Source organism: Streptomyces sp. NPDC043996 (assembly GCF_056435225.1).
Genome location: NZ_JBWKEY010000001.1, coordinates 705,699 through 732,313, shown reverse-complemented (window position 1 = coordinate 732,313; position 26,615 = coordinate 705,699). Strand labels below are relative to the sequence as shown.

The 26,615-nt window shown below is 73.8% G+C and carries 19 protein-coding genes and 1 riboswitch; of the genes, 12 read left to right on the top strand and 7 right to left on the bottom strand.

What is annotated here, in order from left to right:
- Window positions 1-169: riboswitch (cyclic di-AMP (ydaO/yuaA leader) on the bottom strand.
- 232 nt (window positions 170-401) lie between these two features.
- Window positions 402-2,861 (top strand): DNA helicase PcrA, encoded by a 2,460-nt coding sequence (pcrA, locus tag AC07A4_RS03280; protein ID WP_478592184.1) that lies wholly within the window; start codon window positions 402-404, stop codon window positions 2,859-2,861.
- An 85-nt stretch (window positions 2,862-2,946) separates the two neighbouring features.
- Here pcrA and AC07A4_RS03275 read toward each other — a convergent pair whose 3' ends face one another.
- The gene (locus AC07A4_RS03275) at window positions 2,947-4,461 is read right to left on the bottom strand and encodes a M23 family metallopeptidase (RefSeq protein ID WP_478592182.1); all 1,515 of its coding nucleotides are present in this window, start codon (window positions 4,459-4,461) and stop codon (window positions 2,947-2,949) included.
- Between the two features lie 254 nt (window positions 4,462-4,715).
- The gene (locus AC07A4_RS03270) at window positions 4,716-5,588 is read right to left on the bottom strand and encodes an esterase/lipase family protein (protein WP_478592179.1); all 873 of its coding nucleotides are present in this window, start codon (window positions 5,586-5,588) and stop codon (window positions 4,716-4,718) included.
- 384 nt (window positions 5,589-5,972) lie between these two features.
- Between AC07A4_RS03270 and AC07A4_RS03265 the strand changes: the two genes are divergently transcribed.
- The gene (locus AC07A4_RS03265; protein WP_478592177.1) at window positions 5,973-6,389 is read left to right on the top strand and encodes a cobalamin B12-binding domain-containing protein; all 417 of its coding nucleotides are present in this window, start codon (window positions 5,973-5,975) and stop codon (window positions 6,387-6,389) included.
- 99 nt (window positions 6,390-6,488) lie between these two features.
- Here the strand turns inward: AC07A4_RS03265 and AC07A4_RS03260 are convergent, their stop codons facing one another.
- Together AC07A4_RS03260 and AC07A4_RS03255 are read right to left on the bottom strand one after the other, a co-directional pair.
- Window positions 6,489-8,117, bottom strand: coding sequence for a DUF5691 domain-containing protein (locus AC07A4_RS03260; RefSeq protein ID WP_478592174.1), 1,629 nt, complete (start codon window positions 8,115-8,117; stop codon window positions 6,489-6,491).
- Window positions 8,118-8,253: 136 nt separating this feature from the next.
- The gene (locus tag AC07A4_RS03255; protein WP_478592171.1) at window positions 8,254-9,618 is read right to left on the bottom strand and encodes an SWIM zinc finger family protein; all 1,365 of its coding nucleotides are present in this window, start codon (window positions 9,616-9,618) and stop codon (window positions 8,254-8,256) included.
- A 202-nt stretch (window positions 9,619-9,820) separates the two neighbouring features.
- Between AC07A4_RS03255 and AC07A4_RS03250 the strand changes: the two genes are divergently transcribed.
- The 5 genes from AC07A4_RS03250 to sucD all read left to right on the top strand — a co-directional run bounded on the left by AC07A4_RS03250 (window position 9,821) and on the right by sucD (window position 17,490).
- A complete protein-coding gene (locus AC07A4_RS03250) occupies window positions 9,821-10,975 on the top strand; it encodes an ATP-binding protein (protein ID WP_478592169.1) in 1,155 nt (384 codons plus the stop codon).
- The gene (locus AC07A4_RS03245; protein WP_478592167.1) at window positions 10,972-13,686 is read left to right on the top strand and encodes a DUF5682 family protein; all 2,715 of its coding nucleotides are present in this window, start codon (window positions 10,972-10,974) and stop codon (window positions 13,684-13,686) included. The genes AC07A4_RS03250 and AC07A4_RS03245 overlap by 4 nt, the downstream gene beginning before the upstream one ends.
- 221 nt (window positions 13,687-13,907) lie before the next feature.
- Window positions 13,908-15,029 carry a VWA domain-containing protein gene (locus tag AC07A4_RS03240; RefSeq protein WP_478592165.1) on the top strand — a complete coding sequence of 374 codons (1,122 nt, stop codon included), beginning with the start codon at window positions 13,908-13,910 and terminating at the stop codon, window positions 15,027-15,029.
- 372 nt (window positions 15,030-15,401) lie between these two features.
- Complete coding sequence (sucC, locus tag AC07A4_RS03235) at window positions 15,402-16,583, top strand: ADP-forming succinate--CoA ligase subunit beta (protein ID WP_478592162.1); 1,182 nt, start codon at window positions 15,402-15,404, stop codon at window positions 16,581-16,583.
- Window positions 16,584-16,605: 22 nt separating this feature from the next.
- A complete protein-coding gene (gene sucD, locus AC07A4_RS03230; protein ID WP_478456357.1) occupies window positions 16,606-17,490 on the top strand; it encodes a succinate--CoA ligase subunit alpha in 885 nt (294 codons plus the stop codon).
- 65 nt (window positions 17,491-17,555) lie between these two features.
- Here sucD and AC07A4_RS03225 read toward each other — a convergent pair whose 3' ends face one another.
- Window positions 17,556-18,647 carry a sigma factor-like helix-turn-helix DNA-binding protein gene (locus tag AC07A4_RS03225; RefSeq protein ID WP_478592159.1) on the bottom strand — a complete coding sequence of 364 codons (1,092 nt, stop codon included), beginning with the start codon at window positions 18,645-18,647 and terminating at the stop codon, window positions 17,556-17,558.
- Window positions 18,648-18,755: 108 nt separating this feature from the next.
- On the opposite strand from AC07A4_RS03225, the gene AC07A4_RS03220 reads away from it, so the two are divergent.
- Window positions 18,756-20,294: a cell division protein PerM gene (locus tag AC07A4_RS03220; protein WP_478592157.1), complete on the top strand. Its 1,539-nt coding sequence runs from the start codon at window positions 18,756-18,758 to the stop codon at window positions 20,292-20,294.
- 262 nt (window positions 20,295-20,556) lie between these two features.
- Here AC07A4_RS03220 and AC07A4_RS03215 read toward each other — a convergent pair whose 3' ends face one another.
- Complete coding sequence (locus tag AC07A4_RS03215) at window positions 20,557-21,456, bottom strand: hypothetical protein (RefSeq protein WP_478592154.1); 900 nt, start codon at window positions 21,454-21,456, stop codon at window positions 20,557-20,559.
- 287 nt (window positions 21,457-21,743) lie between these two features.
- Here AC07A4_RS03215 and purN point away from each other — a divergent pair, with 287 nt between their 5' ends.
- Window positions 21,744-22,364 (top strand): phosphoribosylglycinamide formyltransferase, encoded by a 621-nt coding sequence (gene purN / locus AC07A4_RS03210; RefSeq protein ID WP_478592151.1) that lies wholly within the window; start codon window positions 21,744-21,746, stop codon window positions 22,362-22,364.
- Window positions 22,361-23,950 (top strand): bifunctional phosphoribosylaminoimidazolecarboxamide formyltransferase/IMP cyclohydrolase, encoded by a 1,590-nt coding sequence (gene purH / locus AC07A4_RS03205; protein WP_478592148.1) that lies wholly within the window; start codon window positions 22,361-22,363, stop codon window positions 23,948-23,950. Before purN ends, purH begins: the two co-directional genes overlap by 4 nt.
- A 154-nt stretch (window positions 23,951-24,104) precedes the next feature.
- Here the strand turns inward: purH and AC07A4_RS03200 are convergent, their stop codons facing one another.
- On the bottom strand, window positions 24,105-24,818 hold the full coding sequence (locus AC07A4_RS03200) for an RDD family protein (protein ID WP_478592145.1): 714 nt from the start codon (window positions 24,816-24,818) through the stop codon (window positions 24,105-24,107).
- Window positions 24,819-25,064: 246 nt separating this feature from the next.
- On the opposite strand from AC07A4_RS03200, the gene AC07A4_RS03195 reads away from it, so the two are divergent.
- Together AC07A4_RS03195 and AC07A4_RS03190 are read left to right on the top strand one after the other, a co-directional pair.
- On the top strand, window positions 25,065-25,922 hold the full coding sequence (locus AC07A4_RS03195; protein WP_478592142.1) for a bifunctional methylenetetrahydrofolate dehydrogenase/methenyltetrahydrofolate cyclohydrolase: 858 nt from the start codon (window positions 25,065-25,067) through the stop codon (window positions 25,920-25,922).
- Between the two features lie 16 nt (window positions 25,923-25,938).
- The gene (locus AC07A4_RS03190) at window positions 25,939-26,502 is read left to right on the top strand and encodes a DUF3017 domain-containing protein (RefSeq protein WP_478592139.1); all 564 of its coding nucleotides are present in this window, start codon (window positions 25,939-25,941) and stop codon (window positions 26,500-26,502) included.
- Window positions 26,503-26,615 lie beyond the last annotated feature (113 nt).

Here is a 26,615-nt window from a genome sequence, read left to right as displayed (position 1 = left end):
ACTCCTTCCGTGGACCGCCTACCGGGTTAGCTGTCGGGTTCGGGCGGGTGGTTCGGAAGGCTGCCCTACCGTCCCGTACTGCGTACGGGACCGATTCACCCCGGGATCATGGTGGGTCCCCGGCTCCACGAGCGTCGCGGCGACGCGTCGGACTCGGCGGAGGCCACGCGTGACCGGCGGGGATCGCCGGTGGGGGACGTGCGGCCCGCCGAGCACGCTAGCCAACTCCTGTGGCGTCGGGGAAGGTTGATGTTCGATATGCCCGATACGTTTTCGTTACTTTACGAAGCCCTTGGCGTGACCCTGATGCGCTGTCGCGCAGGGTGACGGTGCGGGGGCGGAGCGTGGATGGCCGGAACCCGGAGCGGGTTGTCAGTGCGGCCGCCTAGACTCGGGAGGCGATGAGCAGCCTCTTTGACGACAGCTTCCTGGCGGACCTCAAGCCCTCGCAGGGCACCGAGGAGCAGCCCCCGCCGCCGCCCGAGGACAGCGCTCCGGAGCCGATGCCGGACGATCTGTTCGACGGGAAGTTCGACGCGCCCATGACCTCGGACGCGTACTACCGGGACGGCGCCCCACGCCCGGCGATCGACCCGGCGACGCTGCTCGACGGCCTGAACGAGAACCAGCGCGCGGCCGTCGTGCACGCGGGCTCCCCGCTGCTCATCGTCGCGGGCGCGGGCTCCGGCAAGACCCGCGTGCTGACCCACCGCATCGCGTATCTGCTCGCCGAGCGCGGCGCGCACCCCGGCCAGATCCTCGCGATCACGTTCACGAACAAGGCCGCGGGCGAGATGAAGGAGCGCGTCGAGCAGCTCGTCGGCCCGCGCGCGGCCGCGATGTGGGTGTCGACGTTCCACAGCGCGTGCGTGCGCATCCTGCGCCGCGAGTACAAGAAGCTGGGCTTCACGTCCTCGTTCTCGATCTACGACGCCGCGGACTCCAAGCGCCTGATGGCCCTGGTCTGCCGCGACCTCGACCTCGACCCGAAGAAGTTCCCGCCGAAGTCGTTCAGCGCCAAGATCTCGAACCTGAAGAACGAGCTGATCGACGAGGAGGACTTCGCGGGCCGGGCCGCCGACGGCTTCGAGAAGACCCTCGCCCAGGCGTACGCGATGTACCAGTCGCGGCTTCGCGAGGCCAACGCCCTCGACTTCGACGACCTGATCATGACGACGGTCCACCTCCTGCGCGCCTTCCCGGACGTCGCCGAGCACTACCGCCGCCGCTTCCGCCACGTCATGGTCGACGAGTACCAGGATACGAACCACGCGCAGTACGCCCTCGTGCGCGAGCTCGTCGGCCCCTCCGGGGACGCCGCCGACGGCGACGGGCCCGGCGAGCTGTGCGTCGTCGGCGACGCCGACCAGTCCATCTACGCCTTCCGCGGCGCCACCATCCGCAACATCCTCCAGTTCGAGGAGGACTACACGGACGCGACCACGATCCTCCTGGAGCAGAACTACCGCTCCACCCAGACGATCCTGACCGCCGCCAACGCGGTCATCGAGCGCAACGAGTCCCGCCGCCCGAAGAACCTGTGGACGAACGCGGGCGCGGGCGCCCGCATCACCGGGTACGTGGCGGACACCGAGCACGACGAGGCGCAGTTCGTCGCCGACGAGATCGACCGCCTCACCGACGCGGGCGACGCCAAGGCGGGCGACGTCGCGATCTTCTACCGGACGAACGCGCAGTCCCGAGTCTTCGAAGAGATCTTCATCCGCGTCGGCCTGCCCTACAAGGTCGTCGGCGGCGTCCGCTTCTACGAGCGCAAGGAAGTCCGCGACGTCCTGGCCTATCTGCGGGTCCTCGCCAACCCGGAGGACGGCGTCCCGCTGCGCCGCATCCTGAACGTGCCCAAGCGCGGCATCGGCGAGCGCGCCGAGGCCATGGTCGACGCGCTCGCACAGCGCGAGAAGATCTCCTTCCCGCAGGCCCTGCGGCGCGTCGACGAGGCGTACGGCATGGCGGCCCGCTCGACGAACGCGGTCAAGCGCTTCAACACGCTCATGGAGGAGCTGCGCACCGTCGTGGAGTCGGGCGCGGGCCCGGCGGTCGTCCTGGAGGCGGTACTCGAACGGACCGGCTATCTGGCCGAGTTGCAGTCCTCCACGGACCCGCAGGACGAGACGCGCATCGAGAACCTCCAGGAGCTCGCCGCGGTGGCCCTGGAGTTCGAGCAGGACCGCCCGGACGGCGAGACGGGCTCGCTCTCCGACTTCCTGGAGCGGGTCGCCCTCGTCGCCGACTCGGACCAGATCCCGGACGAGGAGGACGACGGCTCCGGCGTCATCACGCTCATGACGCTGCACACCGCCAAGGGCCTCGAGTTCCCCGTCGTGTTCCTCACGGGCATGGAGGACGGCGTGTTCCCGCACATGCGCGCCCTCGGCCAGACCAAGGAGCTGGAGGAGGAGCGGCGCCTCGCCTACGTCGGCATCACGCGCGCGCGTGAGCGGCTCTATCTGACGCGGTCCTCCATGCGCAGCGCCTGGGGCACGCCGTCGTACAACCCGCCGTCGCGTTTCCTGGAGGAGATCCCGGAGACCCATCTGGACTGGAAGCGGAAGGGTTCCGTCGGCGCGCCCGCGTCGTCGGGTCCCGCCGCCGGGGTGGCGTCCTCGCTGTCGTCGTCGCGTTCGCGCGCGGGCGGCGCGCAGGGGTTCGCCACGCGCCGGGCGTCCGAGAAGCCGGTGGTGTCGCTCGCCGTCGGCGACCGCGTGACGCACGACCAGTTCGGCCTCGGCACGGTGGTCGGAGTGAAGGGCACGGGCGCGAACGCCGAGGCGTCGGTGGACTTCGGTGGCGGTAAGCCGAAGCGGCTGCTGCTGAGGTACGCGCCGGTGGAGAAGCTCTGACAGCGTCGCTCGCGGGGCCCTCCGGGGCCCCGTAGAGGGCGTCGCGTCACGGGGGCGTCGCGCCGGTTTGCAGTAGTGGCGCGTACTACGTCGGGTCGAGCCCGTGGCTGCGCAGCCACGGCAGCGGGTCGATGGCCGAGCCGCCGCCCGGCCGGACCTCGAAGTGGAGGTGCGGACCGGTGGAGTTGCCGGAGTTCCCGGAGTAGGCGATGACGTCGCCCGCCTTCACGGGACCGCTGGCCACCTTGTTCGTGGAGAGGTGGCAGTACCAGGTCTCCGTGCCGTCCTTGGCGGTCACTATCGCCATGTTGCCGTAGGCGCTGTTCCACTTCGTGGAGACGACGCCGTCGGTCGCGGCCATCACGGGCGTGCCGTACGACACCGGGAAGTCGATCCCGGAGTGCGCCGACATCCAGTTGACGCCCGCCTGGCCGTAGTACGCGCTCAGGCCGTGCTGCGAGACCGGCAGCGCGAACTTCGGGCGCAGCCGCTCCTTGCGGGCCGCCTCCGCGATCGCCTTCTTGTGCGCGGCGTCCTTCGCGGCCTTGAGGTCAATACGTTCCTGCGTACGGCTGGCCCGGTCGGCGAAGTCCCCCGCGTCGGCCGAGAGGTTGGCCAGCTGGGTGTCGAACTTGCTGTTCGCCGCGGACGGCTGCACCGACGCCGAGTCCGGCGCGGAGGCCCGCGCCTCCTTGTCGTCGTCGCCTCCGCCGAGGCCGCCCACCGTCGCGGCGGCCACGCCCGCGACGCCCATCACGCACGCCGAAGGAACGGCGACGGTGAGCAGCGCGGAGCGCTTCGCGGGGGAGCGGCGCGAACGGGAACGCGTGCGCGGGGCGCCACCCCGGGGGGCTCGCGGGCGCTCGGCGGGGGCGTGTTCGTCGTGCCCCGCACCAGCTTCGATGTCGCCGAGTTCGTCGGCGGGCGTGTCGTCGGGGGTGAACTCGTGCGGCTCGTAGGCGTCGCCCGTGTCGGCCGGGGCGCCGTTCGCCGCGTACGCGTCGTCGTACGTCTCGGACGTGGGCGTCGTCGCGCCGTACGCGTCCTGCTCGCCGTCCGAGTTCCAGGCGGTGGCGTCGTAGGCGCCGGTGTCGAAGACCTGGGTGGACCACTGGCCGGTCCCCGGGGCGTCGGTCCAGGAGTCGGTGGACCAGGCGGCCGTGCTGTCGGGGCCCGGCTGCGAAGGAATGTCCGTGAGCTGCTGGTATCCGGTGCTGCCCCACAGCGTCGCCGCGTCGTGGCCGCCCGTGTCGTACGCGGACTGGGCCGGGGCGCTGAACGCGTCCTGGCCAGGGGTCTGCGGGGCCGTCGTGGCCCACTGGCCGGTGTCGTAGCCCTGGCCGGGCAGCTCGCCGAAGAGCGGGTCGGAGGGGAAGCCGCCGCCGGGGATCGCGAAGCCGGAGCCAGAAGTGTCGAAGACACCCGTGCCGTCGTGCGCACCCGGCGCGTTGAACCCGGTGGCGGTGAACGTGCCGGTGGAGTAGCCGTCGTACCCATAGCCGAGGTGCTGTGCGCTCTGGTCGTAGGACCCATAGGGCGCGTAGTCGGCGTCGGGTGCCGGGGCCGGAGCGGGGGTCCCCGGCGGGTGACGGTCGTTCACCAACTTCTCTTTCGCCTCGACAGCATGGGCTGGCAGCGCAGTGCCCGCGACTGTACCCGGCGGTATGCGGGCGCGACAATCTTCGGCAGGTTCCGTGCTCGCCGGAAACGGGCATTCGGCCGTCTTTCGGCGGACTGCGGACGCAGGCTTGGCCTGGCGTTCGAGGAGTGTTCGAGGTCGGCCGGGGTGCGCGCGCCGTTTCGGCAAGGGGGCGCGCCGACCGGGCGGGGGTGTTCCGCGCGGCCCCGGCGGTGTCAGGCGACCGTCAGACCTCCCGTCGACGCGGAGGCGCTGGCTCCGGGCTCCACGAGGTCGAGGGCCTGGCGGATCGCCGACGCCATGGCGGGGTGCACCGGCAGGGCGAGGTGGCCGATGCCCGAGACGCGGACGTTCCGCGCGATGAGGTCCGGATGCTCGACGCAGGCCGTCTCGACCGGGTCCATGATCTGGTCCAGCTCGCTCCAGAAGCTCACGAACCGCGTACGGCAGCCGGGCGCGGGCCGCCGCAGCTCCTGGACGACGTCCGAGCCGGGGCGCATCTGGCGGACGATCGGGTGCGCGTCGGCGAGCGGCGCGACCCGGGTGCCGCCGTGCGGGGTGCCGAGCGTGACAAGGGCGCGGACGCGGGCGTCGCCGCCGAGCCGCTGCGCGTAGTAGCGGGCGATGAGGCCGCCGAGGCTGTGGCCGACGATGTCCACGCGCTCGTGCCCCGTGCGCTCGCAGATCTCCTCCACATGACGGCCGAGCAGTTCGGCGGCCTTGCGGATGTCGCAGGTCAGCGGGGAGTAGTTGAGGCACTCGACATGCTGCCTGCCGTGCTGGGCGAGGCTGCGGCGCAGCAGCACGAACACGGAGCGGTTGTCGATGAAGCCGTGCAGGAGCAGGACCGGGGGTTTGCCCTGGGACGGCAGCCGCGGCGCGTCGGGCGGCGGGGACGGAGGTGACGAGCGGCCCTCCTGGACGATGCCCGAGGGATACAGGAGCAGGTGTCCGGCGAGGATCGCGAGCTCCAAGGCGGTCGCCTTCAGCAGGGCGAGGGAGAGCCCGGCCAGTCTGGGCGCGAGCAGCGCACCGCAGAGACGAAAGGGCTGGGCCTTCGTGGCCGTCTTGACCCTCGTGACCGTCATGTCGACCTCCCGGTCGGCACGCGGGCAGACACTCCTGTCCCCCGTGTGCCTCTCATGGGAAGCCGTGGCCTAGGCCTGCTGAACCGCGCTGCGCCGCGCCGGGCGCGACGCACCGCGACCACCGTGCCGTGCGGCTGAACGGCGCGGTGGTGCGGCGGCCTCGCGACGGCTCCCCTCGCGCGCTCCCCAGGCGCCCCGTCGTACGGGAGCCGCGCGTGGCTAACGTGTCCCACCGTGTGATTTCCCCCTCCCTCTCCACCGCGAAACGGCGGGGTGCGGGATGCTGGAGATAACGTTCGTTCACTTACCCTGCCGGTGCGGTGCGGGGTATCCGTGCCGGGACGGCTGGATTCCCGTACGGGATGTCTGTACATGGAGGCAGTGATGGGTGTGGGAGCCGGTCCGATCCGCGTGGTGGTCGCCAAGCCGGGGCTCGACGGTCACGATCGCGGAGCCAAGGTGATCGCGCGGGCGCTGCGCGACGCCGGCATGGAGGTCATCTACACCGGCCTGCACCAGACGCCCGAGCAGGTGGTCGACACGGCCATCCAGGAGGACGCCGACGCGATCGGCCTGTCCATCCTGTCCGGCGCGCACATGACCCTGTTCGCCCGTGTCATCGAACTCCTCAAGGAGCGCGACGCGCAGGACATCCAGGTGTTCGGCGGCGGCATCATCCCCGAAGAGGACATTCCGCCGCTCAAGGAGCTGGGCGTCGCGGAGATCTTCACCCCGGGGGCGACGACGACGGCGATCGTGGAGTGGGTCAGGGAGAACGTGCGGCAGCCGACGGAGGCGTAGCCTTCGGCGGCGCGCGGGGCCCGGCGCGCGCGGGGTGCGGGGGTTTCGCTCCGCACGGCGCGGACGCGACGGCTCGGTGTTCGCCCGGCGGCTCGCTGCTCACCCGGTGAGCTCCTCCCGCATCGTCGCGCGCAGGCGCAGCGTGGTGACCAGGCGTTGGAACGCCTCCGACCAGTAGCCCCCGGCCCCGGGCGAGGCGTCCTCGGGTTCGTCCGTGCGGGCCGTGAGGGCGTCGAGGCGGACCGCTTCGGCCGGGTCCAGGCAGCGTTCCGCGAGCCCCATCACGCCGCTGAAGCTCCAGGGGTAACTGCCCGCGTCCCGGGCGATGTTCAGCGCGTCCACCACCGCGCGCCCCAGCTCCGGCGACCACGGCACCGCACAGACGCCGAGCAGCTGGAAGGCCTCCGACAGGCCGTGCGCGTCGATGAAACCCGCCACCCACGCGGCCCGCTCGGGCGCGGGCAGGGCGGCGAGGAGCTTGGCGCGCTCCGCCAGGGACACCGCGCCCGGTCCCGCCGCGTCGGGCGCCGATGGAGAGCCGAGCAGGGCCCGCGACCAGGTCGCGTCCCGTTGGCGCACGGCCGCGCGGCACCACGCCGCGTGCAGTTCGCCGCGCCAGTCGTCGGCCACCGGGAGCGCCACGATCTCCGCGGGGCCGCGGCCGCCGAACCGGGGCTGCCAGGTCGCGAGCGGCGCGGCTTCCACCAACTGGCCCAGCCACCAGGACCGTTCGCCGCGCCCCGCGGGCGGTTTGGCGACCACGCCGTCGCGCTCCATGCCCGCGTCGCACTCGTGGGGCGCCTCCACGGTGAGCGCGGGCGTGCCCGCGGTGCGGTCCAGGGCCACGCAGGAGGAGGCGCGGTCGGCCATGCGGGCGGCCAGCGCCGACTCCGGCAGGGCGGAGAGGAGCTCCGCCGCCGTGGAGCGGACGTTGCGGCTGCGGTCGCCGAGCGTCCGCTCCAGGAACGGCTCGTCGGCCGGGCCGAGCCCCGTGCGCAGCGAGTCCAGGAACATCAGCCGGTCCTCGGCGCGCTCCGTCGGCCAGGTCCCGGCGAGCAGTTCGCGCCCGGCGTCCGGGTCGCGCGTCCGCAGGGCGGTGAGCAGGGCGACCCGCTCCGCGAACAGCCCCTCCTGCCACCGGCGTTCGACCTCCTGGCCCTCGTCCTCCTGTGGGCCGACCGCTGGCGCGCGGTGCGGGGCGGCGCGCAGGGCGAACTTCCAGTCCGGGTTCAGCCCGGCCAGCCACAGGGCGCGCGGGCCCGCGAAGGCCAGGGCCTGGGGGCGCAGGTCGGTGCGCCCGCGCGCCGCGTTCAACAGGGCGGGCAGCAGCTCCGGTGGCGCCTTGAAACCCTGGTCGTTGGCCAGGGCCAGCCACTGCGGGAGCAGCTCCATCAGGTCGGGCGCGGTGCCGCGGCGGCCGCCCCCTGACGCCGGGTGGTCGGTCAGCAGGGAGGCGAGCCTGCGCCCGGCCGCGGGCGGGACGACGGGCCGGGTGTCCTCGGGGGCGGGCTCGGGGAGCGGTGCGGCGGGGGCGGGGCGCAGGCCCGCGCGGCGGCGCACCGTCTGGACCGCCGCCGCGTCCAGGAGCGCGGCCGGTGCCTCCTTGCCGGGGGCGGTGTGCGGTGGTGTGCGGCGGTCGGTGCCCAGGAGTGCCGCCGTGACGAGCTCCTCCCAGGGGGTGCCGGTGAACGCCGCGGCTGCCCGCGCGTGGGTGGTGGGTGTGGTCATCTTCGCTCCCTCGGTGGGGCGTTGTGGATCACGTATGGGCTGGGGCTGGCCCCGGGTCAGGCGGCGGGCTCGTGCGGCGGACTCCGCCGTCCTCACAGCCGTACGGTCTCCGGCTTGCGGTCGTACGGCCTCGGCCTCACAGCCGTACGGTCTCCGCCTTGTCGTCCGCCCAGGCCGCCAGCGGTGTGAAGCCCTGGTGGCCGCATTCGCCGAAGACGGTGAGCGGGGCGCCTCCGGACAGGGCGACCAGGCGCCAGAGGCCGGAGCGCGAGACGGCGGAGCCGGTGAGGGGCAGGGCCAGGTCGCCGTCCGCGTCGGACAGTTGCCAGCCCGTGCCGTCCGGGACCGGTATCACCCCGTCAAGGGTGGCGGGCCAGGCGTCCAGCCAGGGGTCGGCGCGCAGCGCGTCGCCGTAGCGGGCCGCCGCCTGGGCCGGGGTCAGCCCCGGCGGGTGGCCCGTGGCGGGGCTCGGGGCGCTGAGCTGCTCGCCCAGGTCGGCGCGCAGGCCGGGAGAGGCCGGGTCCGCGGCGTACGGGACCAGCTCCGCGTCCAGGGCCGTGCCGACCGGCAGGCTCAGGGCGGGGGCGCGGCCCGCGGCGCCGTACGAGAGGAGCAGGGCCGTGCGCCCGGACCGCTCGCCGTGCAGCCAGACGCGGCGCGTGGTCAGCTTGCTGTCCGCCGTGTCGTACTGCGCGAGGACCTGCCAGACGTCCCGCACCGGCGGACCCTGGGCCGGTGCGGACAGGCCGACACGGGAGCGGACCGTGGCCGCCAGCGGCTCCGGCAGCCGCTCGCGGCGCAGCCAGCCCGAGGTGAGAAGCCGCAGCAGTGCGCACTCCTCCAGGAGCCGGGCGGGCCAGCCCGCGCCGGAGGACGGTATGGCGCCCAACTCCCGGACGCGGGCGGCGAGTCCCGGGGCCTGGGCGTCGACCATGCGCGCGGCGGTCTCCTCCCATAGGCCGTACCCCGCCTGCTCGGCGGTGGCCAGGCCGCCGCGCAGCAGGTCGGCGAGGCGCCGCTCCAGCTCCGTGGCCCCGGCCGTGATGTGCTCCGCTCTGCGCTCCGCCCGCTTGCGGGCCGCGTCCGGGTCAGCGGTCCGTCGCGGGGCCGTGGCCGGACTCCGCTTGGCCTCCGCCTTCTCGCGTCGCGCCGCCAGCCACTGCGCGGCCCACTCCGGCCGCTCCCCGGCATCCGGCACCAGGGCCGCGCCCTCTTCGCCGGCCCAGAGCAGCAGCAGGCCGAGCGCGTGCTTGCACGGGAACTTGCGGCTCGGGCAACTGCACTTGTACGCCGGGCCCGCCGCGCCCGCCACGTCGACCACTGTCTGGTACGGCCTGCTGCCGCTGCCCTTGCACAGTCCCCATACCGCCCCCTCGCCGGAACTTCCCGCTCCCGACCACGGCCCGGCCGTGCCGAGCCTGCTTCCCGCCTTGCGTGACGATGCGTCAGGTGCCAGTGCCAGCACCTGGTCCGCCGTCCAGCGCACCCCCTGCTGAGTCATGTCTCCGACGGTAGGTCCCGGCACTGACAATCAGCGGTCGACAGGGCGTTCGCGCAGTTCAACGCCGTGCCGGGGTCGATTGTCAGTGGCGTGGTGCACGGTGGAACCACATCGCGGCCAAGCCGTCGGCCAGGCCGCGTCGTTGCCGACGCATGCGCGTTCCGGGGTCGCTGGCGCATGCCCGAGCTGGAGGGGGACCACCATGACCGTTTCCGTGGAGCGGACCGGAGGGGGCGCCGCGCCCGAGGTGGCGCGCGAGGGCGGGGACGAGGCCGCCGCGCAGGCGCTCAGGCCGCACGCCGAGACCGCCTTCGCCGCCGAACTCGCCGCCCTCGCCGCCCTTGACGACCGGCCGCGCCCGGCCCGCTGGCGGCTCTCGCCCTGGGCCGTGGCGACGTATCTGCTCGGCGGCACCCTGGCGGACGGCACCGTGATCACGCCCAAGTACGTGGGCCCGCGCCGCATCGTCGAGGTCGCCGTCACCACGCTCGCCACCGACCGCGCCCTGCTCCTGCTCGGCGTGCCAGGCACCGCGAAGACCTGGGTGTCCGAGCACCTCGCCGCGGCGGTCAGCGGCGACTCCACGCTGCTCGTGCAGGGCACGGCGGGCACCCCCGAGGAAGCCATCCGCTACGGCTGGAACTACGCGCGGCTGCTCGCCCACGGCCCCAGCAGGGACGCGCTCGTGCCCAGCCCGGTGATGCGTGCCATGGCCGAGGGCATGACGGCCCGGGTCGAGGAGCTCACCCGCATCCCGGCGGACGTCCAGGACACGCTCATCACCATCCTGTCGGAGAAGACCCTGCCCATACCGGAGCTGGGCGAAGAGGTGCAGGCCGTCCGCGGCTTCAACCTGATCGCCACGGCGAACGACCGCGACCGCGGGGTCAACGACCTGTCCAGCGCCCTGCGCCGCCGCTTCAACACGGTCGTGCTCCCGCTGCCGGAGAGCGCGGACGCCGAGGTCGACATCGTCGCGCGCCGCGTCGACCAGATCGGCCGTTCCCTCGACCTGCCCGCGGCGCCCGACGGCATCGACGAGATCCGCCGCGTCGTCACGGTCTTCCGCGAACTGCGCGACGGCGTCACGGCGGACGGCCGTACGAAGGTGAAGTCGCCGAGCGGCACCCTGTCCACGGCGGAGGCGATCTCCGTGGTCACCAACGGCCTGGCGCTCGCCGCGCACTTCGGGGACGGCGTGCTGCGCCCCAGCGACGTCGCCGCGGGCATCCTCGGCGCGGTCGTGCGGGACCCGGCGGCGGACCGCGTGGTCTGGCAGGAGTACCTGGAGGCGGTCGTGCGCGAGCGCGACGGGTGGAAGGACTTCTACCGCGCGTGCCGTGAGGTGAGCGCATGACCAGGACCACGACCACGGCCGCCCCGCGCGCGGGAGGCCCGCTGCTTCTCGGGGTGCGGCACCACGGTCCCGGCTCGGCGCGGGCGGTGCGGGCCGCGCTCGACGCGGCGGAGCCCCGCGTGGTCCTGATCGAGGGGCCGCCGGAGGCCGATGGCCTGGCGCCGCTCGCCGCCGAGGAGGGCATGCGGCCGCCGGTCGCGCTGCTCGCGCACGTCGTGGACGAGCCGGGGCGGTCGGCGTTCTGGCCGCTCGCCGCGTTCTCCCCGGAGTGGGTGGCGATCCAGTGGGCCGTACGCAGGGGCGTGCCGGTGCGGTTCATGGACCTGCCCGCCGCGCACGCGCTCGCCCGCCGCGCCGAGGAGCCCGAGGCGGAGCACGTCGACGGGGCCCCGGGAGCACGGCTCCCCGCGCGCAGGGGGGACCCCATCGGGTCGCTCGCCGAAGCCGCCGGGTACGACGATCCGGAGCGCTGGTGGGAGGACGTCGTCGAGCACCGAGGGGCGGGCGGCGACCCGTTCGCGCCCTTCGAAGCGCTCGCCGAAGCCATGGGGGTGCTGCGCGAGACGTACGACGAAGGCCACGGCGACGGCCACGACGGTGACGGCGATGCCAGCGATGGTGACGGCGACAGCGGCGATGGTGACGGCGACGGCAGCCATGACCGGGACCTCCTCCGCGAGGCCTACATGAGGCTCCAGGTGCGGGCGGCGCAGCGGGAGTTCGGCGCGGACGGGACCGCGGTCGTGTGCGGGGCGTGGCACGTGCCCGCGCTCCGCAGGAAGACGACGGCGGCCGCCGACCGGGCCCTGCTCAAGGGGCTGCCCAAGGTCAAGGTCGACATGACCTGGGTGCCGTGGACGCACCGGCGCCTGGGCCGCGCCAGCGGGTACGGGGCGGGCATCGAGTCGCCCGGCTGGTACGGCCATCTCTTCGCGGCGCCCGACCGCCCCCTGGAGCGATGGCTGACGAAGGTCGCGCGGCTCCTCAGGGCGGAGGACCGGCCGGTGTCGTCCGCGCACGTCATCGAGGCGGTACGGCTCGCCGACACGCTCGCGGCGATGCGCGGGCGGCCGCTCGCGGGCCTCACCGAGACGATGGACGCGGTACGGGCCGTGATGTGCGAGGGGTCGGACGTGCCGCTCGCGCTGGTGCGCGACAGGCTGGTCGTGGGCGATGTCCTCGGGGAGGTGCCGGAGTCCGCTCCCGCCGTCCCGCTGCAGCGGGACCTCACCCGGAGCCAGCGGGCGCTGCGGCTCAAGCCGGAGGCGCTGGAGCGGGAGCTTGAGCTGGACCTGCGCAAGGAGAACGACGCGGCGCGCAGCCGCCTCCTGCACCGGCTGCGGCTCCTTGGCGTCGCGTGGGGCGAGCCCGCCGAGTCCCGCGGCAGCACGGGCACGTTCCGGGAGACCTGGCGGCTGCGGTGGGAGCCGGAGCTGTCCGTACGGGTCGCCGAGGCCGGGGTGTGGGGCACGACGGTGCTCGGCGCCGCGACGGCACGGGCGGAGTCGGACGCGGTGGGCGCGGAGGCCCTCGCCGACGTGACGGCGCTGGCGGAGCGCTGCCTGCTGGCCGAGCTGCCGTCCGCGCTGCCGGTGGTGATGCGGGTCCTCGCCGACCGGGCGGCGCTGGACGCGGACGTGGGCCACCTGGCGGAGGCCCTGCCCGCGCTGGTGCGGTCGCTGCGCTACGGGGACGTGCGCGGGACGGACACCGGGGCCCTGGGAGAGGTGGCGCTCGGCCTCGCGGAGCGGGTCTTCGTGGGCCTTCCCTCGGCGTGCGTCGGGCTCGACGCGCAGGCTGCGGAGCGGGTGCGGGGGCACGTGGACGGGGTGCACGGCGCCGTCGGGCTCCTCGGCGACCTGGCGGCACCGGCCGCGCCGGGGACCGGTCCGGCGGCACCCGGCACCGGCGGCGGCCTCCGCTCCCGGTGGCGGAGCGTGCTGCGTGGGCTCGCGGAGGGGGAGCGGGTCGCGGGAGTGGTCCGGGGGCGGTGCGCCCGGCTGCTGCTGGACGACGGAGCGCTGGCGGAGGGGGAGGCGGCACGGTTGATGGGCCTTGCGCTGTCGCGCGGGACCGAGCCAGGGGAGTCGGCCGCGTGGATCGAGGGGTTCGTCGGCGGCGGCGCGGGCGGCGGCATGCTGCTGGTACACGACGAGCGGCTGCTCGGCCTCGTCGACCAGTGGCTCACCGGGGTGTCGGACGAGGCCTTCGTCGACGTCCTGCCCCTGCTGCGGCGGACGTTCTCCGCGTACGAGACGGGCGTGCGGCGCACGCTGGGCGAGCTGGTGCGGCGGGGCCCCGGCCAGGCCGGGGCCGTGACGGTGACCGAAGGGGTGCCCGGCTTCGCGCCGGAGCTCGACCCAGGGCGCGCGGACGCCGTCCTGCCCGTCCTTGGCCTGCTGTTGGGGCTCGGCGAAGGCGGCGGCGGGCGCGGCGAAGGCACCGTGCGCGACAGCGCGGACGACGGCGACACCGGCTGGGGCGGCGGGCGCGGGGACGGGCGCGGCAACGGCGGTTCGAGCGGGGGCCGCAGCCCGGCGGCACGGGCGCGGGTCGGCGGCCTGGCGCTCAAGGGCACGGGCACGGCGGTGCGGAGCAACTGCCTGGTGGGGGACGCATACCTGGCGGGGGACGCAGGCCCTGCGGGGAACGGAGGCCTTGCCGGACGCGGGGACCTGGTGGATCACGGCGGATGGGCGGGGGCGGCCTGATGGCGGACGTCAGCGAGGCACGAGCACAGGAACGGCCCCAGGCGCTGGCACCGCCACAGGCGCTGGCGGCGCCCCATTCCCAGTCCCAGCCTCAATCCCAGCCCCAGCCCCAACCTCAACCTCAACCCCAGCCCCAATCCCAGCCTCAACCCCAGCCTCAACCCCAATCCCAACCCCAGCCCCAACCCCACGCACAGGACGAGCGCCTGCGGCGGTGGCGGATGGTGCTCGGGGGCGGGGAGGCGGACGGCACCGGCTGCGCGCTCGGCGGGCGGGACGCGGCGATGGACGGTGCGCTGTCCGCGCTGTACGGGCAGGGGGACAAGAAGGCGCGGGGGCAGGGGCGCGCGGCGGGGCTCGGGGCGTCGGCGCCGTCGGTCGCGCGCTGGCTCGGGGACATCCGGACGTACTTCCCGTCCTCCGTCGTCCAGGTCATGCAGCGCGACGCGATCGACCGGCTCGGGCTCTCCGCGCTGCTCCTCGAGCCGGAGATGCTGGCGGCGGTGGACGCGGACGTCCACCTGGTCGGCACGCTGCTCTCGCTGAACAAGGCGATGCCGGAGACGACGAAGGAGACGGCGCGCGCCGTGGTGCGCAAGGTGGTCGAGGACCTGGAGAAGCGCCTCACCACCCGCACCCGGGCCACCCTCACCGGCGCCCTGGACCGCAGCGCCCGGGTGAACCGCCCGCGCCACCACGACATCGACTGGAACCGCACGATCGCGGCCAACCTGAAGAACTACCTGCCCGAGTACAAGACCGTGGTCCCCGAGCGGCTCATCGGATACGGGCGGGCCTCGCAGGCGGTGAAGAAGGAGGTCGTGCTCTGCGTCGACCAGTCGGGGTCGATGGCGGCGTCCGTCGTCTACTCCTCGGTGTTCGGAGCGGTGCTCGCCTCCATGCGGTCCATCGACACGCGCCTAGTGGTCTTCGACACGAACGTGGTCGACCTGACGGAGCAGCTCGACGACCCCGTGGAGGTGCTGTTCGGCACGCAGCTCGGCGGGGGCACCGACATCAACCGGGCACTGGCCTACTGCCAGGCGCGGATCACCCGGCCCGCGGACACGGTCGTGGTGCTGATCTCCGACCTGTACGAGGGCGGCATCCGGAACGAGATGCTGAAGCGGGTCGCGGCGATGCAGGCGTCCGGGGTGCGTTTCGTGACGCTGCTCGCGCTGTCCGACGAGGGGGCGCCCGCCTACGACCACGACCACGCCGCCGCGCTCGCCGCCCTCGGCGCCCCCGCCTTCGCCTGCACCCCCGACCTCTTCCCGGAGGTGATGGCGGCGGCGATAGAGCGGCGCCCGCTGCCCATACCGGACGTGAATACGCACCGGTAACAGGAGGCGTCACCTGATCGCGCAAGCGAACGAGCGGGCCTCGTCGCCCTCGCGTCGCGACGGGGCCCGGCCCCTCCGGAACCCGTGGGCCCCGGCGCCGCACGGCGCCTCGCACCCCCTGCGCCCCCCTCCGCATAGCACCGCGCGCACGATCTGTGACCGTCATCACCGCGCAAATGTGATCTGCGATTTAGGGACGCGCGGCCCACGGCGATAACCTGCGAGACGGACATGCCGCGTACCGGACTCTTCGGCTACGCCTCCCTTGTGACAGCGCAGTCACGTTGCCCTTCGCGGCACGCCCACGCAGAGCACGCAGAGACTGAAGCCGCTGCACGGCGGCGCGAGATCACTGAAAAGGGACGGACGCGCGTGGACCTGTTCGAGTACCAGGCGAGGGACCTCTTCGCCAAGCACGGTGTACCGGTGCTGGCCGGTGAAGTCATCGACACGCCTGAGGCGGCGCGCGAGGCCACCGAGCGGCTTGGCGGCAAGTCGGTCGTGAAGGCGCAGGTGAAGGTCGGTGGCCGCGGTAAGGCCGGCGGCGTGAAGCTGGCCGCCAGCCCGGACGAGGCCGTCGCTCGCGCGACGGACATCCTCGGGATGGACATCAAGGGCCACACGGTCCACAAGGTGATGATCGCCGAGCTGTCTCCGGAGATCGAGGCGGAGTACTACGTCTCGTACCTCCTCGACCGCACCAACCGCACCTTCCTCGCCATGGCGTCGGTGCAGGGCGGCATGGACATCGAGGAGGTCGCGGAGAAGACCCCCGAGGCCCTCGCGAAGGTCCCGGTCAACGCCGTCGAGGGCGTGACCATCGAGAAGGCCCGCGAGATCGTGGCCCAGGCGAAGTTCCCGGCCGACGTGGCCGAGGGCGTCGCCGAGGCGATGGTCACCCTGTGGGACACCTTCGTCGCCGAGGACGCGCTCCTCGTCGAGGTGAACCCGCTGGTGAAGACCAAGGACGGCCGCATCCTGGCCCTGGACGGCAAGGTCTCGCTCGACGAGAACGCCGACTTCCGCCAGCCCGACCACGAGGCCCTCGAGGACAAGGACGCAGCCAACCCGCTCGAGGCTGCCGCCAAGGCCAAGGGCCTCAACTACGTCAAGCTCGACGGCGAGGTCGGCATCATCGGCAACGGCGCGGGCCTGGTCATGTCGACCCTGGACGTCGTCGCGTACGCCGGCGAGAACCACGGCGACGTGAAGCCCGCCAACTTCCTCGACATCGGTGGCGGCGCCTCCGCCGAGGTCATGGCGAACGGCCTGGAGATCATCCTGGGCGACCCGGACGTCAAGTCCGTCTTCGTCAACGTCTTCGGCGGCATCACCGCCTGTGACGAGGTCGCCAACGGCATCGTGCAGGCGCTCGCGCTGCTCAAGTCCAAGGGCGAAGAGGTCAGCAAGCCGCTGGTCGTCCGTCTGGACGGCAACAACGCCGAGCTGGGTCGCAAGATCCTCTCCGACGCCAACCACCCGCTGGTGCAGCGCGTGGACACCATGGACGGCGCGGCCGACAAGGCCGCCGAGCTCGCTGCGGCTGCGAAGTAAGGGACGAGGGACTCAGACCACCATGGCTATCTTCCTCAACAAGGACAGCAAGGTCATCGTCCAGGGCATGACCGGTGCCACGGGCATGAAGCACACCAAGCTCATGCTCGGTGACGGCACGAACATCGTCGGCGGCGTGAACCCGCGCAAGGCGGGCCAGTCGGTCGACATCGACGGCACCGAGATCCCGGTCTTCGGCACCGTCGCCGAGGCGATGGAGAAGACGGGCGCCAACGTCTCCGTCCTCTTCGTGCCGCCGGCCTTCTCCAAGGCCGCCGTCGTCGAGGCGATCGACGCGGAGATTCCGCTCGCGGTCGTCATCACCGAGGGCATCGCCGTGCACGACTCCGCCGCGTTCTACGCGTACGCGAAGTCGAAGGGCGACAAGACCCGGATCATCGGCCCGAACTGCCCGGGTCTGATCACCCCCGGTCAGTCCAACGCCGGCATCATCCCGGGCGACATCACCAAGCCGGGCCGCATCGGCCTGGTCTCGAAGTCCGGCACGCTGACGTACCAGATGATGTACGAGCTGCGTGACATCGGCTTCTCGTCGGCCGTCGGCATCGGTGGCGACCCGGTCATCGGTACGACGCACATCGACGCGCTCGCCGCGTTCGAGGCCGACCCCGACACCGACCTGATCGTCATGATCGGCGAGATCGGCGGCGACGCCGAGGAGCGCGCGGCCGACTTCATCAAGGCGAACGTGACGAAGCCGGTCGTCGGCTACGTCGCGGGCTTCACCGCGCCCGAGGGCAAGACGATGGGCCACGCCGGTGCCATCGTCTCCGGCTCCTCCGGCACGGCCGCCGCGAAGAAGGAGGCCCTGGAGGCCGCCGGTGTGAAGGTCGGCAAGACGCCGACCGAGACGGCGAAGCTGGCGCGGGCGATCCTCGCCGGCTGACGCCACGGCTCCGCAAGGCGGGCCCGCACCCCATCACGGGGTGCGGGCCCGCCTTCGTCGTGCGGCTAGCTCGGTTGCGGGGTCAGGCGTTCGGGGCCCGGGTGGGGGGCGGACCGAAGCTTCTGCTTCAGGGTCTCGTCCTCGTAGCTGAGGGGCCCGGGGCCCATGCGCGGGGGTACGCCGCTGATGGCGCGGCCGGGCGCCTGGGGCGCTTCGTAGTGGGTGGGCGCGGTGCGCAGGGTGAGCGCGGTGGCGGTGACGATCAGCGCGGTGAAGGCGATGGCGGCGTGGGTCCACAGGCGCGCGCGGCGCTCGCTCCCGGCGCGTACGCGGGCCGGGCGCGGGACGGCGAGCCGTTCCGCGCGGCCCAGTGCGGCCAGGCGCTCGGGCAGGGCTTCGGGGCCGAGGTCCGCGAGGTGGGCGGCGACCGTCTCGCGGGCGCGCAGTAGCCGGCTCGCCGCGGCCGGGGTGCTGGCCTCCGTCTCCGCGGCGGTCTCGGGCAGGTCGAGGCCGACGCCGTCGTAGAGCATCAGGGTGCGGCGCTGGGCGGGCGGCAGGTCGAGGAGCGCGTCGAGGACGGCGCGGTCGGCGGGTGCGGCGGGCGGGGCCTCGGGGTGCCGAAGGCGGGGGCGGAGGCGGTGCCAGGGCGACATCGCGTACTCGTACGCCGCCGCCCTGACCCAGCCCGCCGGGTCGCGGTCCACGGCGACCTCCGGCCAGCGCTGCCAGGCGAGTTGGAAGGCGCGCTCCACGGACTCGGCGGCGAGGGCGCGGTGGCCGGTGAGGGCGTACGCCTGCCGCAGCAGGGCGGGGGCCGTGCGGACGCACAGGGTGTCGAACGCCTCTTCCGGGGTGGCCGCGGGCTCGGGGGCGTCGGGGCCCTCCGGCGCCACGACGGCTTCGGCGGCGGGCTCGACGGCCGTCTTGGCAGCGGCCTCGGCGGCCTCGGCGGCCTCGGTGGCCAGGGACTCCAGGAGCCTCGCGTACGCCGCGCGTCTGCTGCCGCGGGGGTCCGTGCGGCCGGACTCCCAGGAGCGGACCGTCTCGCGGGCGACGCCCACCAGCGCGGCGAGTTCGGCCTGGCTCAGCGACTTCGCCTCGCGCAGCCTGCGGCGTTCCTTCGGGGGCGGTAGGGGGACGGCCGGGCTCTGGGTCATGGGCAGCCGTTCCTCCGTACGGAAAAGAACATAAACGTATATTGAGCGACACATCCGGTATTCGCGTGTTACGCGGAGAAAGCGCGTGTCGTTGGGAGCATGGCGCGCGTGACCCATGTGACCGAACCTGGCTCCGGCTCCGACTCCGAATCCGGCGCCTGGCCGCCGCCGCAGGAGCAGCCGCCTCCGGCGCCCCCGGCGGCCCCGGCCGGGACGGCGCGTGACGCGACGTCAGGCATCGCCACGGGGGTGCTGGGCGGGGCGATCGCGGCGGGGCTCGGGCTCGGCGCGTTCGCGGTGCTGGTGATCGCGCTGTGGATCAGTTCGCCGTACCCGGACAGCGGGCTCGACGGGGCGCTGCACCTGGCGGCGTCGCTGTGGCTGCTCGCGCACGGCACCGAACTGATCCGCGCGGAGACCCTGTCCGGGGTGCCCGCGCCGGTGGGGGTCACCCCCCTGCTGCTGCTCGCGCTGCCGTGCTGGCTGCTGTACCGGGCCGCGCGGGACGCGGCGGACCCGGACGGGCGCGCGCTGGGCCTGCGGGCCGCGTGGTGGGGCGTGGTCGCGGGCTATCTGCTGGTGGGCACGGCGGCGACGCTGTACGCGGCGGACGGCGACCTCGCCCCGTCCTGGCCGAGCGCGGCCTGGCACGTGCCGCTCCTCGCGGTCGCCGCGGCGGGCTGTGGGGTGTGGGCGGCGCACGGGCGCCCGCGCGGGCCGCTGCCCGCGCCGCTGCGCCGGGCCTGGGAGGCGCTGCCGACCCCGGTGCGCCGCCCCTTCGGTCTCTTCCGGTCCTCCGCTCACGTCGTACGGGAGCGGGTGCTCGTCGCGGTACGGGCCGCCGTGGCTGGAACGGTCGTTCTAGTGGGCGGGGGTGCACTGCTGGTGGGGGTGTCCCTGGTGTTGCACGGCGGCCTGGTGCGGGAGTCGTTCCTGGACCTGACCGGGGTGTGGTCGGGGCGGTTCGCGGTGCTGCTGCTCGCGCTCGCCCTTGTGCCGAACGCGGCGGTGTGGGGTGCGGCGTACGGGCTCGGGCCCGGGTTCGCGCTCGGCACCGGCACGGTGGTGGGGCCGCTCGGGGCCGGGGACGCGCCGCTGCTCCCGGTGTTCCCGCTGCTCGCCGCGGTGCCGGGGGCCGGTCCTGGCTCGCCCCTCACCTGGGCGGTGGCGGCGGTGCCGGTGGCGGCCGGGGGCGCGGTCGGCTGGTTCACGGCGGCCGCGTGCGCCGCGGGCGACCGGGACGCGGCGTGGACGGCGGGCCGTACCGCCCTGGTGGCCGTCGGGGCGGCGCTGGCCTGCGGGGTCGCGTGCGCGGGGCTCGCGGGGGCGGCCGGGGGTGCGCTCGGCGTCGGGGTGCTCGCGGAGTTCGGGCCCGTGTGGTGGCTCACCGGGGTGGCGGCGGTGGGATGGACGGCGGCGGTGGGCGTCCCGCTCGCCCTGGCGGTACGGGCCTGGCGCCTCCGCGAGCCGCGGGCGCCCCGGCCCTGGTGGCCGCGCCGACTGTGGGCGGCACACGCACCACGGTGGCACCGCCGCCCCGCCCCCACACCGCCCCCGCCCCCGGAGGCGTCACCCCCGCCCCCGCCTCCGATCCCCCTGTTCGAGCCGTACGACTTCCTGCCGCCCCCGGGGGACCCCCAGGACTAACGCGCCCCCGGCGGCTTCGGGCTGTGCCCACCCGTTCCGCCCTCTGGGCGGACCAGCTGCCCACAGCGCGGGGGTGAAAAGGGCGGCCGCCGGCCCGCCCGTCCGGTGGGCGAGGGCAAGCGCGCAGCGCGGAGATTCAGCCCGTCCGGCGTTTGAGGACGAGGCGCGAAGCGCCAATGGTTTTGAGCGGGGGGACGGGGGCGGCCAGCACCCGGAGCGGGAAGGGGCGGGCCTGGGGCGCACCGCGAGGGCGAGCGCCCGGCTAGTCGCGGTCGGTCAGGAGCGGCCGCAGCTGCTTCGGCAGGAGGTCGTCGCAGGCCTGCCGCGACTCCCCGGTCAGCGCGTCGTCACGGCACGTGTAGTAGTCCTGGTAGACCAGCTGCGCCCCGAACGTCGCGAGCACCATGACCAGCGCGAGCGACGCCGTCACCAGGCCGCTGATCGCCGCCGTGGTCTGGGGCCGGGAGCTGCCCGCGGGGCGCGCCTCCGGCGTTGCCGGGTCCGGCCGCCGGGGCTTGGCCCGCAGCGCGCTGATGCCCCAGTACGCCCCGAGCGCGCCGAGCAGCAGCGCGACGTAGTCCCAGCCGAAGAGCGCGAAGAAGAACGCCCACATGCCGGAGAGCAGCGCGTAGCGCGCCCGGCGCTGGGCCGGGTCGGTGGGGTCCCAGCGCAGGCCGCCCTGGCCGCCGGAGCCACCGGGCCCGTCCTGGCCTTGGCCCTGGCCCTGGCCGCGAGGCCGGTCGCCGAAGCCGCCCTGGGAGCGGCCGGGCTGCTGGTCGCTCCACTGGCTGCCCCAGGGGGAGCCGCCCTGGCCGCCGTCCGAGCCGTTGCCGCCCTGATCGCCGGAGCCGGAGCCAGAGCCGGAGCCCGGCCCGTGCGCGGGCCGCCGCGGCTGCCACGGCTGCTCCGGCGCGTTCTCGGGCGGCGGCGCGAAGGGGTTGTCCTCCTTGGCACCCGGCGCCGCGGGCGAGCCCTGCCCGCCCTCCGAGTCCTCGGGCGCCGAAGACGCCGAGGATGACGAAGACGAAGACGACGCCGCCCCCGGCCGCCCTTCCCGGAGCAGCACCGAACCCGGACCGGGTGTCGAGCCGTGGCGCCCTTCGTGGGGCAGGCCGTGCGCGGCTGCGAAGGGTGGCGAGAGGCGGAGGCTGCGGTCCGGCATCAGGTGTGCGTCTTCCCCTTGTGTAAAGCCCTTGTTCAGAGCCTTGGTCGAGCGTGGCGGCCCGGCTCTGCGGAGCAGGGCAACTCGGCGATGAAGCTTGGCGACTCGGCGTTCGGGCGTCTGCCCCCACAGACGCTACCTTCCGGGCGCGCCCCCGTCCCGTGAGGGGCCGTCTGGTGTGCCGGTATCGTTGCTGACGGTCGGCCGCTTCGTAGAGTTCCCCGTATCGGGGGACGCGAAGCCTTCGTACGACCATACAAAGAGCACTCCCGAGAAAGGGCCCCGTCGTGGCCAAGGCCAAGCGCCTCGTCGTGCTGGTCTCCGGATCAGGCACGAATTTGCAGGCATTGCTCGACGCTATCGCCGAGCACGGCCCCGACGCCTACGGCGCGGAGATCGTGGCGGTCGGCGCCGACCGCACCGGCATCGCGGGCCTGGAGCGCGCCGAGCGCGCGGGCCTGCCGACGTTCGTGTGCCGGGTGAAGGACCACGGGACGCGGGCGGAGTGGGACGCGGCGCTCGCCGAGGCGACGGCCGCCTACGCGCCGGACCTGGTCGTCTCCGCCGGTTTCATGAAGATCGTCGGCAAGGAGTTCCTCGCGCGGTTCGGCGGGCGCACCGTCAACACCCACCCCGCGCTGCTGCCCAGTTTTCCCGGGGCCCACGGCGTCCGCGACGCGCTCGCGTACGGCGCGAAGGTCACCGGGTGCACCGTCCACTTCGTCGACGACGGCGTCGACACCGGCCCGATCATCGCGCAGGGCGTGGTGGAGGTCAGGGCCGAGGACGACGAGAGCGCGCTGCACGAGCGCATCAAGGACATCGAGCGAAGCCTGCTCGTCGACGTCGTGGGACGCCTCGCCCGCGACGGCTACAGCATCGAGGGACGAAAGGTAGTTATCCCGTGACCGCCGAAGGTACGACGACCCAGACACCCCAGAGCGGAGCCGATCAGCGGCCCGTCCGCCGCGCGCTGATCAGCGTGTACGACAAGACCGGCCTGGAGGACCTGGCGCGCGGCCTGCACGAGGCCGGGGTGGAGCTGGTGTCGACCGGTTCCACCGCCGCGCGGATCGCCGCCGCGGGCGTCCCCGTCACCAAGGTCGAGGAGCTGACCGGCTTCCCCGAGTGCCTGGACGGCCGCGTCAAGACGCTGCACCCGCGCGTGCACGCGGGCATCCTCGCGGACCTGCGCCTTGAGGCGCACCGCAAGCAGCTCCTGGAGCTCGGCGTCGAGCCGTTCGGCCTGGTCGTGGTGAACCTCTACCCGTTCCGCGAGACCGTCGCCTCCGGCGCGAGCGTCGACGAGTGCGTCGAGCAGATCGACATCGGCGGCCCCTCGATGGTCCGCGCCGCCGCCAAGAACCACCCGTCGGTCGCGGTCGTGACGAGCCCGTCCCGGTACGCCGACGTCCTCGCCGCCGTCCGCACCGGCGGCTTCGGCTTCGCGGCACGCCGTGCGCTCGCCGCCGAAGCGTTCCAGCACACCGCCGCGTACGACATCGCGGTCGCCAACTGGTTCCTGGAGACGGAGTCCGGAGCCGACGAGCGCTTCCCGGCCTTCATCGGCGCCGCCTTCGACCTGAAGAACCAGCTCCGCTACGGCGAGAACCCGCACCAGAAGGCCGCCCTCTACACGGACGGCCGCGGCGGCCTGGCCGAGGCCGAGCAGCTGCACGGCAAGGAGATGTCGTACAACAACTACACGGACACGGACGCCGCCCGCCGTGCCGCGTACGACCACGACGACCCGTGCGTGGCGATCATCAAGCACGCCAACCCGTGCGGCATCGCGATCGGCGGCAACGTCGCCGAGGCGCACCGCAAGGCGCACGCCTGTGACCCGCTGTCCGCGTTCGGCGGCGTCATCGCCGTCAACCGCCCGGTCACCAAGGAGATGGCCGAGCAGGTCGCCGACATCTTCACCGAGGTCATCGTCGCGCCCGACTACGAGGACGGCGCGCTCGAGGCGCTCACCAAGAAGAAGAACATCCGGGTCCTGCGCGCCCCGCAGGCGCCGTCCGCGCCCGTCGAGGTCAAGCCGATCGACGGCGGCGCGCTGCTCCAGGTCACCGACCGCCTCCAGGCCGACGGCGACCACCCCTCCAGCTGGACCCTCGCGACCGGTGACGCGCTGTCCCCGGGCGAGCTGGCCGAACTCGCCTTCGCCTGGCGGGCCTGCCGCGCGGTGAAGTCCAACGCGATCCTGCTTGCCAAGGACGGCGCGTCCGTCGGCGTCGGCATGGGCCAGGTCAACCGCGTCGACTCCGCGAAGCTCGCCGTCGAGCGGGCGGGCGAGGAGCGGGCCCGGGGCGCGTACGCCGCGTCCGACGCGTTCTTCCCCTTCCCCGACGGCCTGGAGGTCCTGACCGCCGCGGGCGTCAAGGCCGTGGTGCAGCCCGGCGGTTCGGTCCGCGACGAGCTGGTGGTCGAGGCCGCGAAGAAGGCGGGCGTGACGATGTACTTCACGGGGACGCGGCACTTCTTCCACTGAGCGGTACGTCTTCCGGCAGTACGTCTTCCGGCAGTACGTCTTCCAGCGGTACGTCTTCCAGCGGTACGGATACGGCCGCTGGGCGGTCCGGATACGGCGCGGGCGCCGCACCCCTGTCGGGTGCGGCGCCCGCGCCGTCGCGTGCCGTGGCCGGTCAGTTGTTGGACCGCTGGATGACCATCGTCTTGGCGACCTTGTCGTGCCAGCCCTGCTGGCGCCCCGACTTGTCCCAGAACGGGGACAGATAGACGAGGAACTGGCCGATGCCGCAGGCCAGGGAGCCCACGAGCGGGATGATGTAGCGGAGGAACGCGGCCCCGACCCCCGGGTTCCTGCCGGTCTCCGCGTCGACGACGCGGATGCCGACGGCGAGCTTGCCGAGCGTGCCGCCGGCCAGGGCGGTCATCAGCCACTCGTACACCAGGCCGACGACGCCGATGACGACGACGACGGCGCCGATCTTGGCGGCGAGGTCGGAGGACGCGTCTTCGATGCAGCTGTCGTAGTTGGCGGTGCCGGGCTCGCAGTCCTTCGCCTTGTTGAACGCGCTGACGGCACCGCCGGCGGTGAGCAGCGCGAGGATGATGGCGAACGCGACCCCGTCGATGACGCGGGCCCCGAAGCGGCGCCCCATCGAGGCCACGGTCGGGCCCATCCCGCCCGGGTAGCCGTAACCGCCGGGCTGCTGGGGATAGGCGCCGTACGGCTGCTGGGCCTGCTGCGGGTACGGGGCGTAGCCCTGACCCGGATAGCCGCCCTGCTGCGGCGGGACGCCCTGGGGGGCCTGCTGGGGGTAGCCGTACCCGGGGCCGTGGCCCGGCGGGGGCTGGTTGGGGTCTTGGGGCGGGGGCCCGTAGGGGTTGCTCATGGTGGGGATTCCTCCGTGGGGAACGCGTGCGGGGACGGCGCGGCACGCGCGGAGGAAACGTTCACCAGGAGCGTCGGTCCCCCCGACACCGGCCGCGGCACTGAGGATGCATCGTTCTGTAGCGCCGCCGTGTTTGTCCAGTTGCGCCCCTAAACGTTGTGCGAGTGCAATCACCAGGCAGCACACGGGTGCGCGGGAGCCCCACCGGATTGGTGCCCGGGCGTGCTCATCCGGGAGGATGGGGCCATGACCGCCCAGATTCTCGATGGCAAGGCCACCGCAGCAGCGATCAAGTCCGAACTGACCGCCCGCGTGGCGGCCCTGAAGGAAAAGGGCGTCACGCCCGGCCTCGGCACAGTCCTGGTCGGCGACGACCCGGGCAGCCAGAAGTACGTCGCGGGCAAGCACCGCGACTGCGCGCAGGTCGGCATCGCCTCCATCCAGCGCGAACTGCCCGCGACCGCCTCCCAGGAGGAGATCGAGGCGGTCGTGCGGGAGCTGAACGAGGACCCGGCCTGCACCGGCTACATCGTGCAGCTGCCGCTGCCCAAGGGCATCGACGAGAACCGCGTCCTGGAGCTGATGGACCCGGCCAAGGACGCCGACGGCCTGCACCCCACGAACCTGGGCCGCCTCGTCCTGAACGAGCCCGCGCCGCTGCCCTGCACCCCGTACGGGATCATCCGGCTGCTGCGGCAGCACGACGTGGAGATCAAGGGCGCCGAGGTCGTGGTCATCGGCCGCGGCGTCACCATCGGGCGCCCCATGCCGCTGCTCCTGACCCGCAAGTCGGAGAACGCCACGGTCACGCAGTGCCACACCGGCACCCGTGACCTCTCCGCGCACCTGCGCCGCGCCGACATCATCGTGGCCGCCGCGGGCGTGCCGCACCTGGTCAAGCCGGAGGACGTGAAGCCGGGCGCCGCCGTGCTCGACGTCGGCGTCTCGCGCGACGAGAGCGGGAAGATCCTCGGCGATGTGCACCCCGGCGTGGCCGAGGTCGCCGGATGGCTCTCGCCCAACCCGGGCGGCGTGGGCCCGATGACGCGCGCCCAGCTCCTGGTGAACGTGGTCGAGGCCGCCGAGCGCGGTGCCGCGGCCTGAGCCGGGAGTGGCCGCCATGAGTGCTGACGCCAAGGACGGGACCGAGCGGCCGGGAGCCGCGGCCCGGACGGAGCAGCCGGAGGAGCCGGGGCAGTCGGGGCAGCCCAACGGGCCCACGGAGCCCACGGAACGGGATGAGCCCACCGCCAAGGGCGCCGTGAGCGCGCCGGGACCCGACGGCGCGCCCCGCAAGACCTCCCGGCGCTTCCCCCTGTTCACGCGGGACACCGCGCGGCCCGAGGGCGGCGGCCGTGCCGCGCCGGGGGACGCGCCCGCGCCCGCGCGGCAGTGGCCGCTGCTCGCCGTCGTGTCGGTGGTCGCCTTCGGGCTGCTCCTGACCGCGTTCGACGTCTTCCGGGTGGGGACGATACTGGTCGGGCTCGGGCTGCTCGCGGGGGCCGTGATGCGCTGGACGCTGCCGAGCGTCGGCATGCTCGCGGTGCGCTCGCGGTTCACCGACATGGTGACGTACGGGGTCCTCGGCCTGGCCATCGTGCTGCTCGCGATGATGGCGCAGCCCAAGCCGTGGCTGGTGATCCCGTTCCTGGACGACACGCTGCACTTCACGATCAGCAGCTGACCGCGCGGCAGCTGGCCATGCGGTAGCTGATCACGCAGTAGCTGTCCGCGGCCCCGGACGCCCGGGGCCCGGACACACCGACGGCCCGTACTCGCCAGGAGAGTACGGGCCGT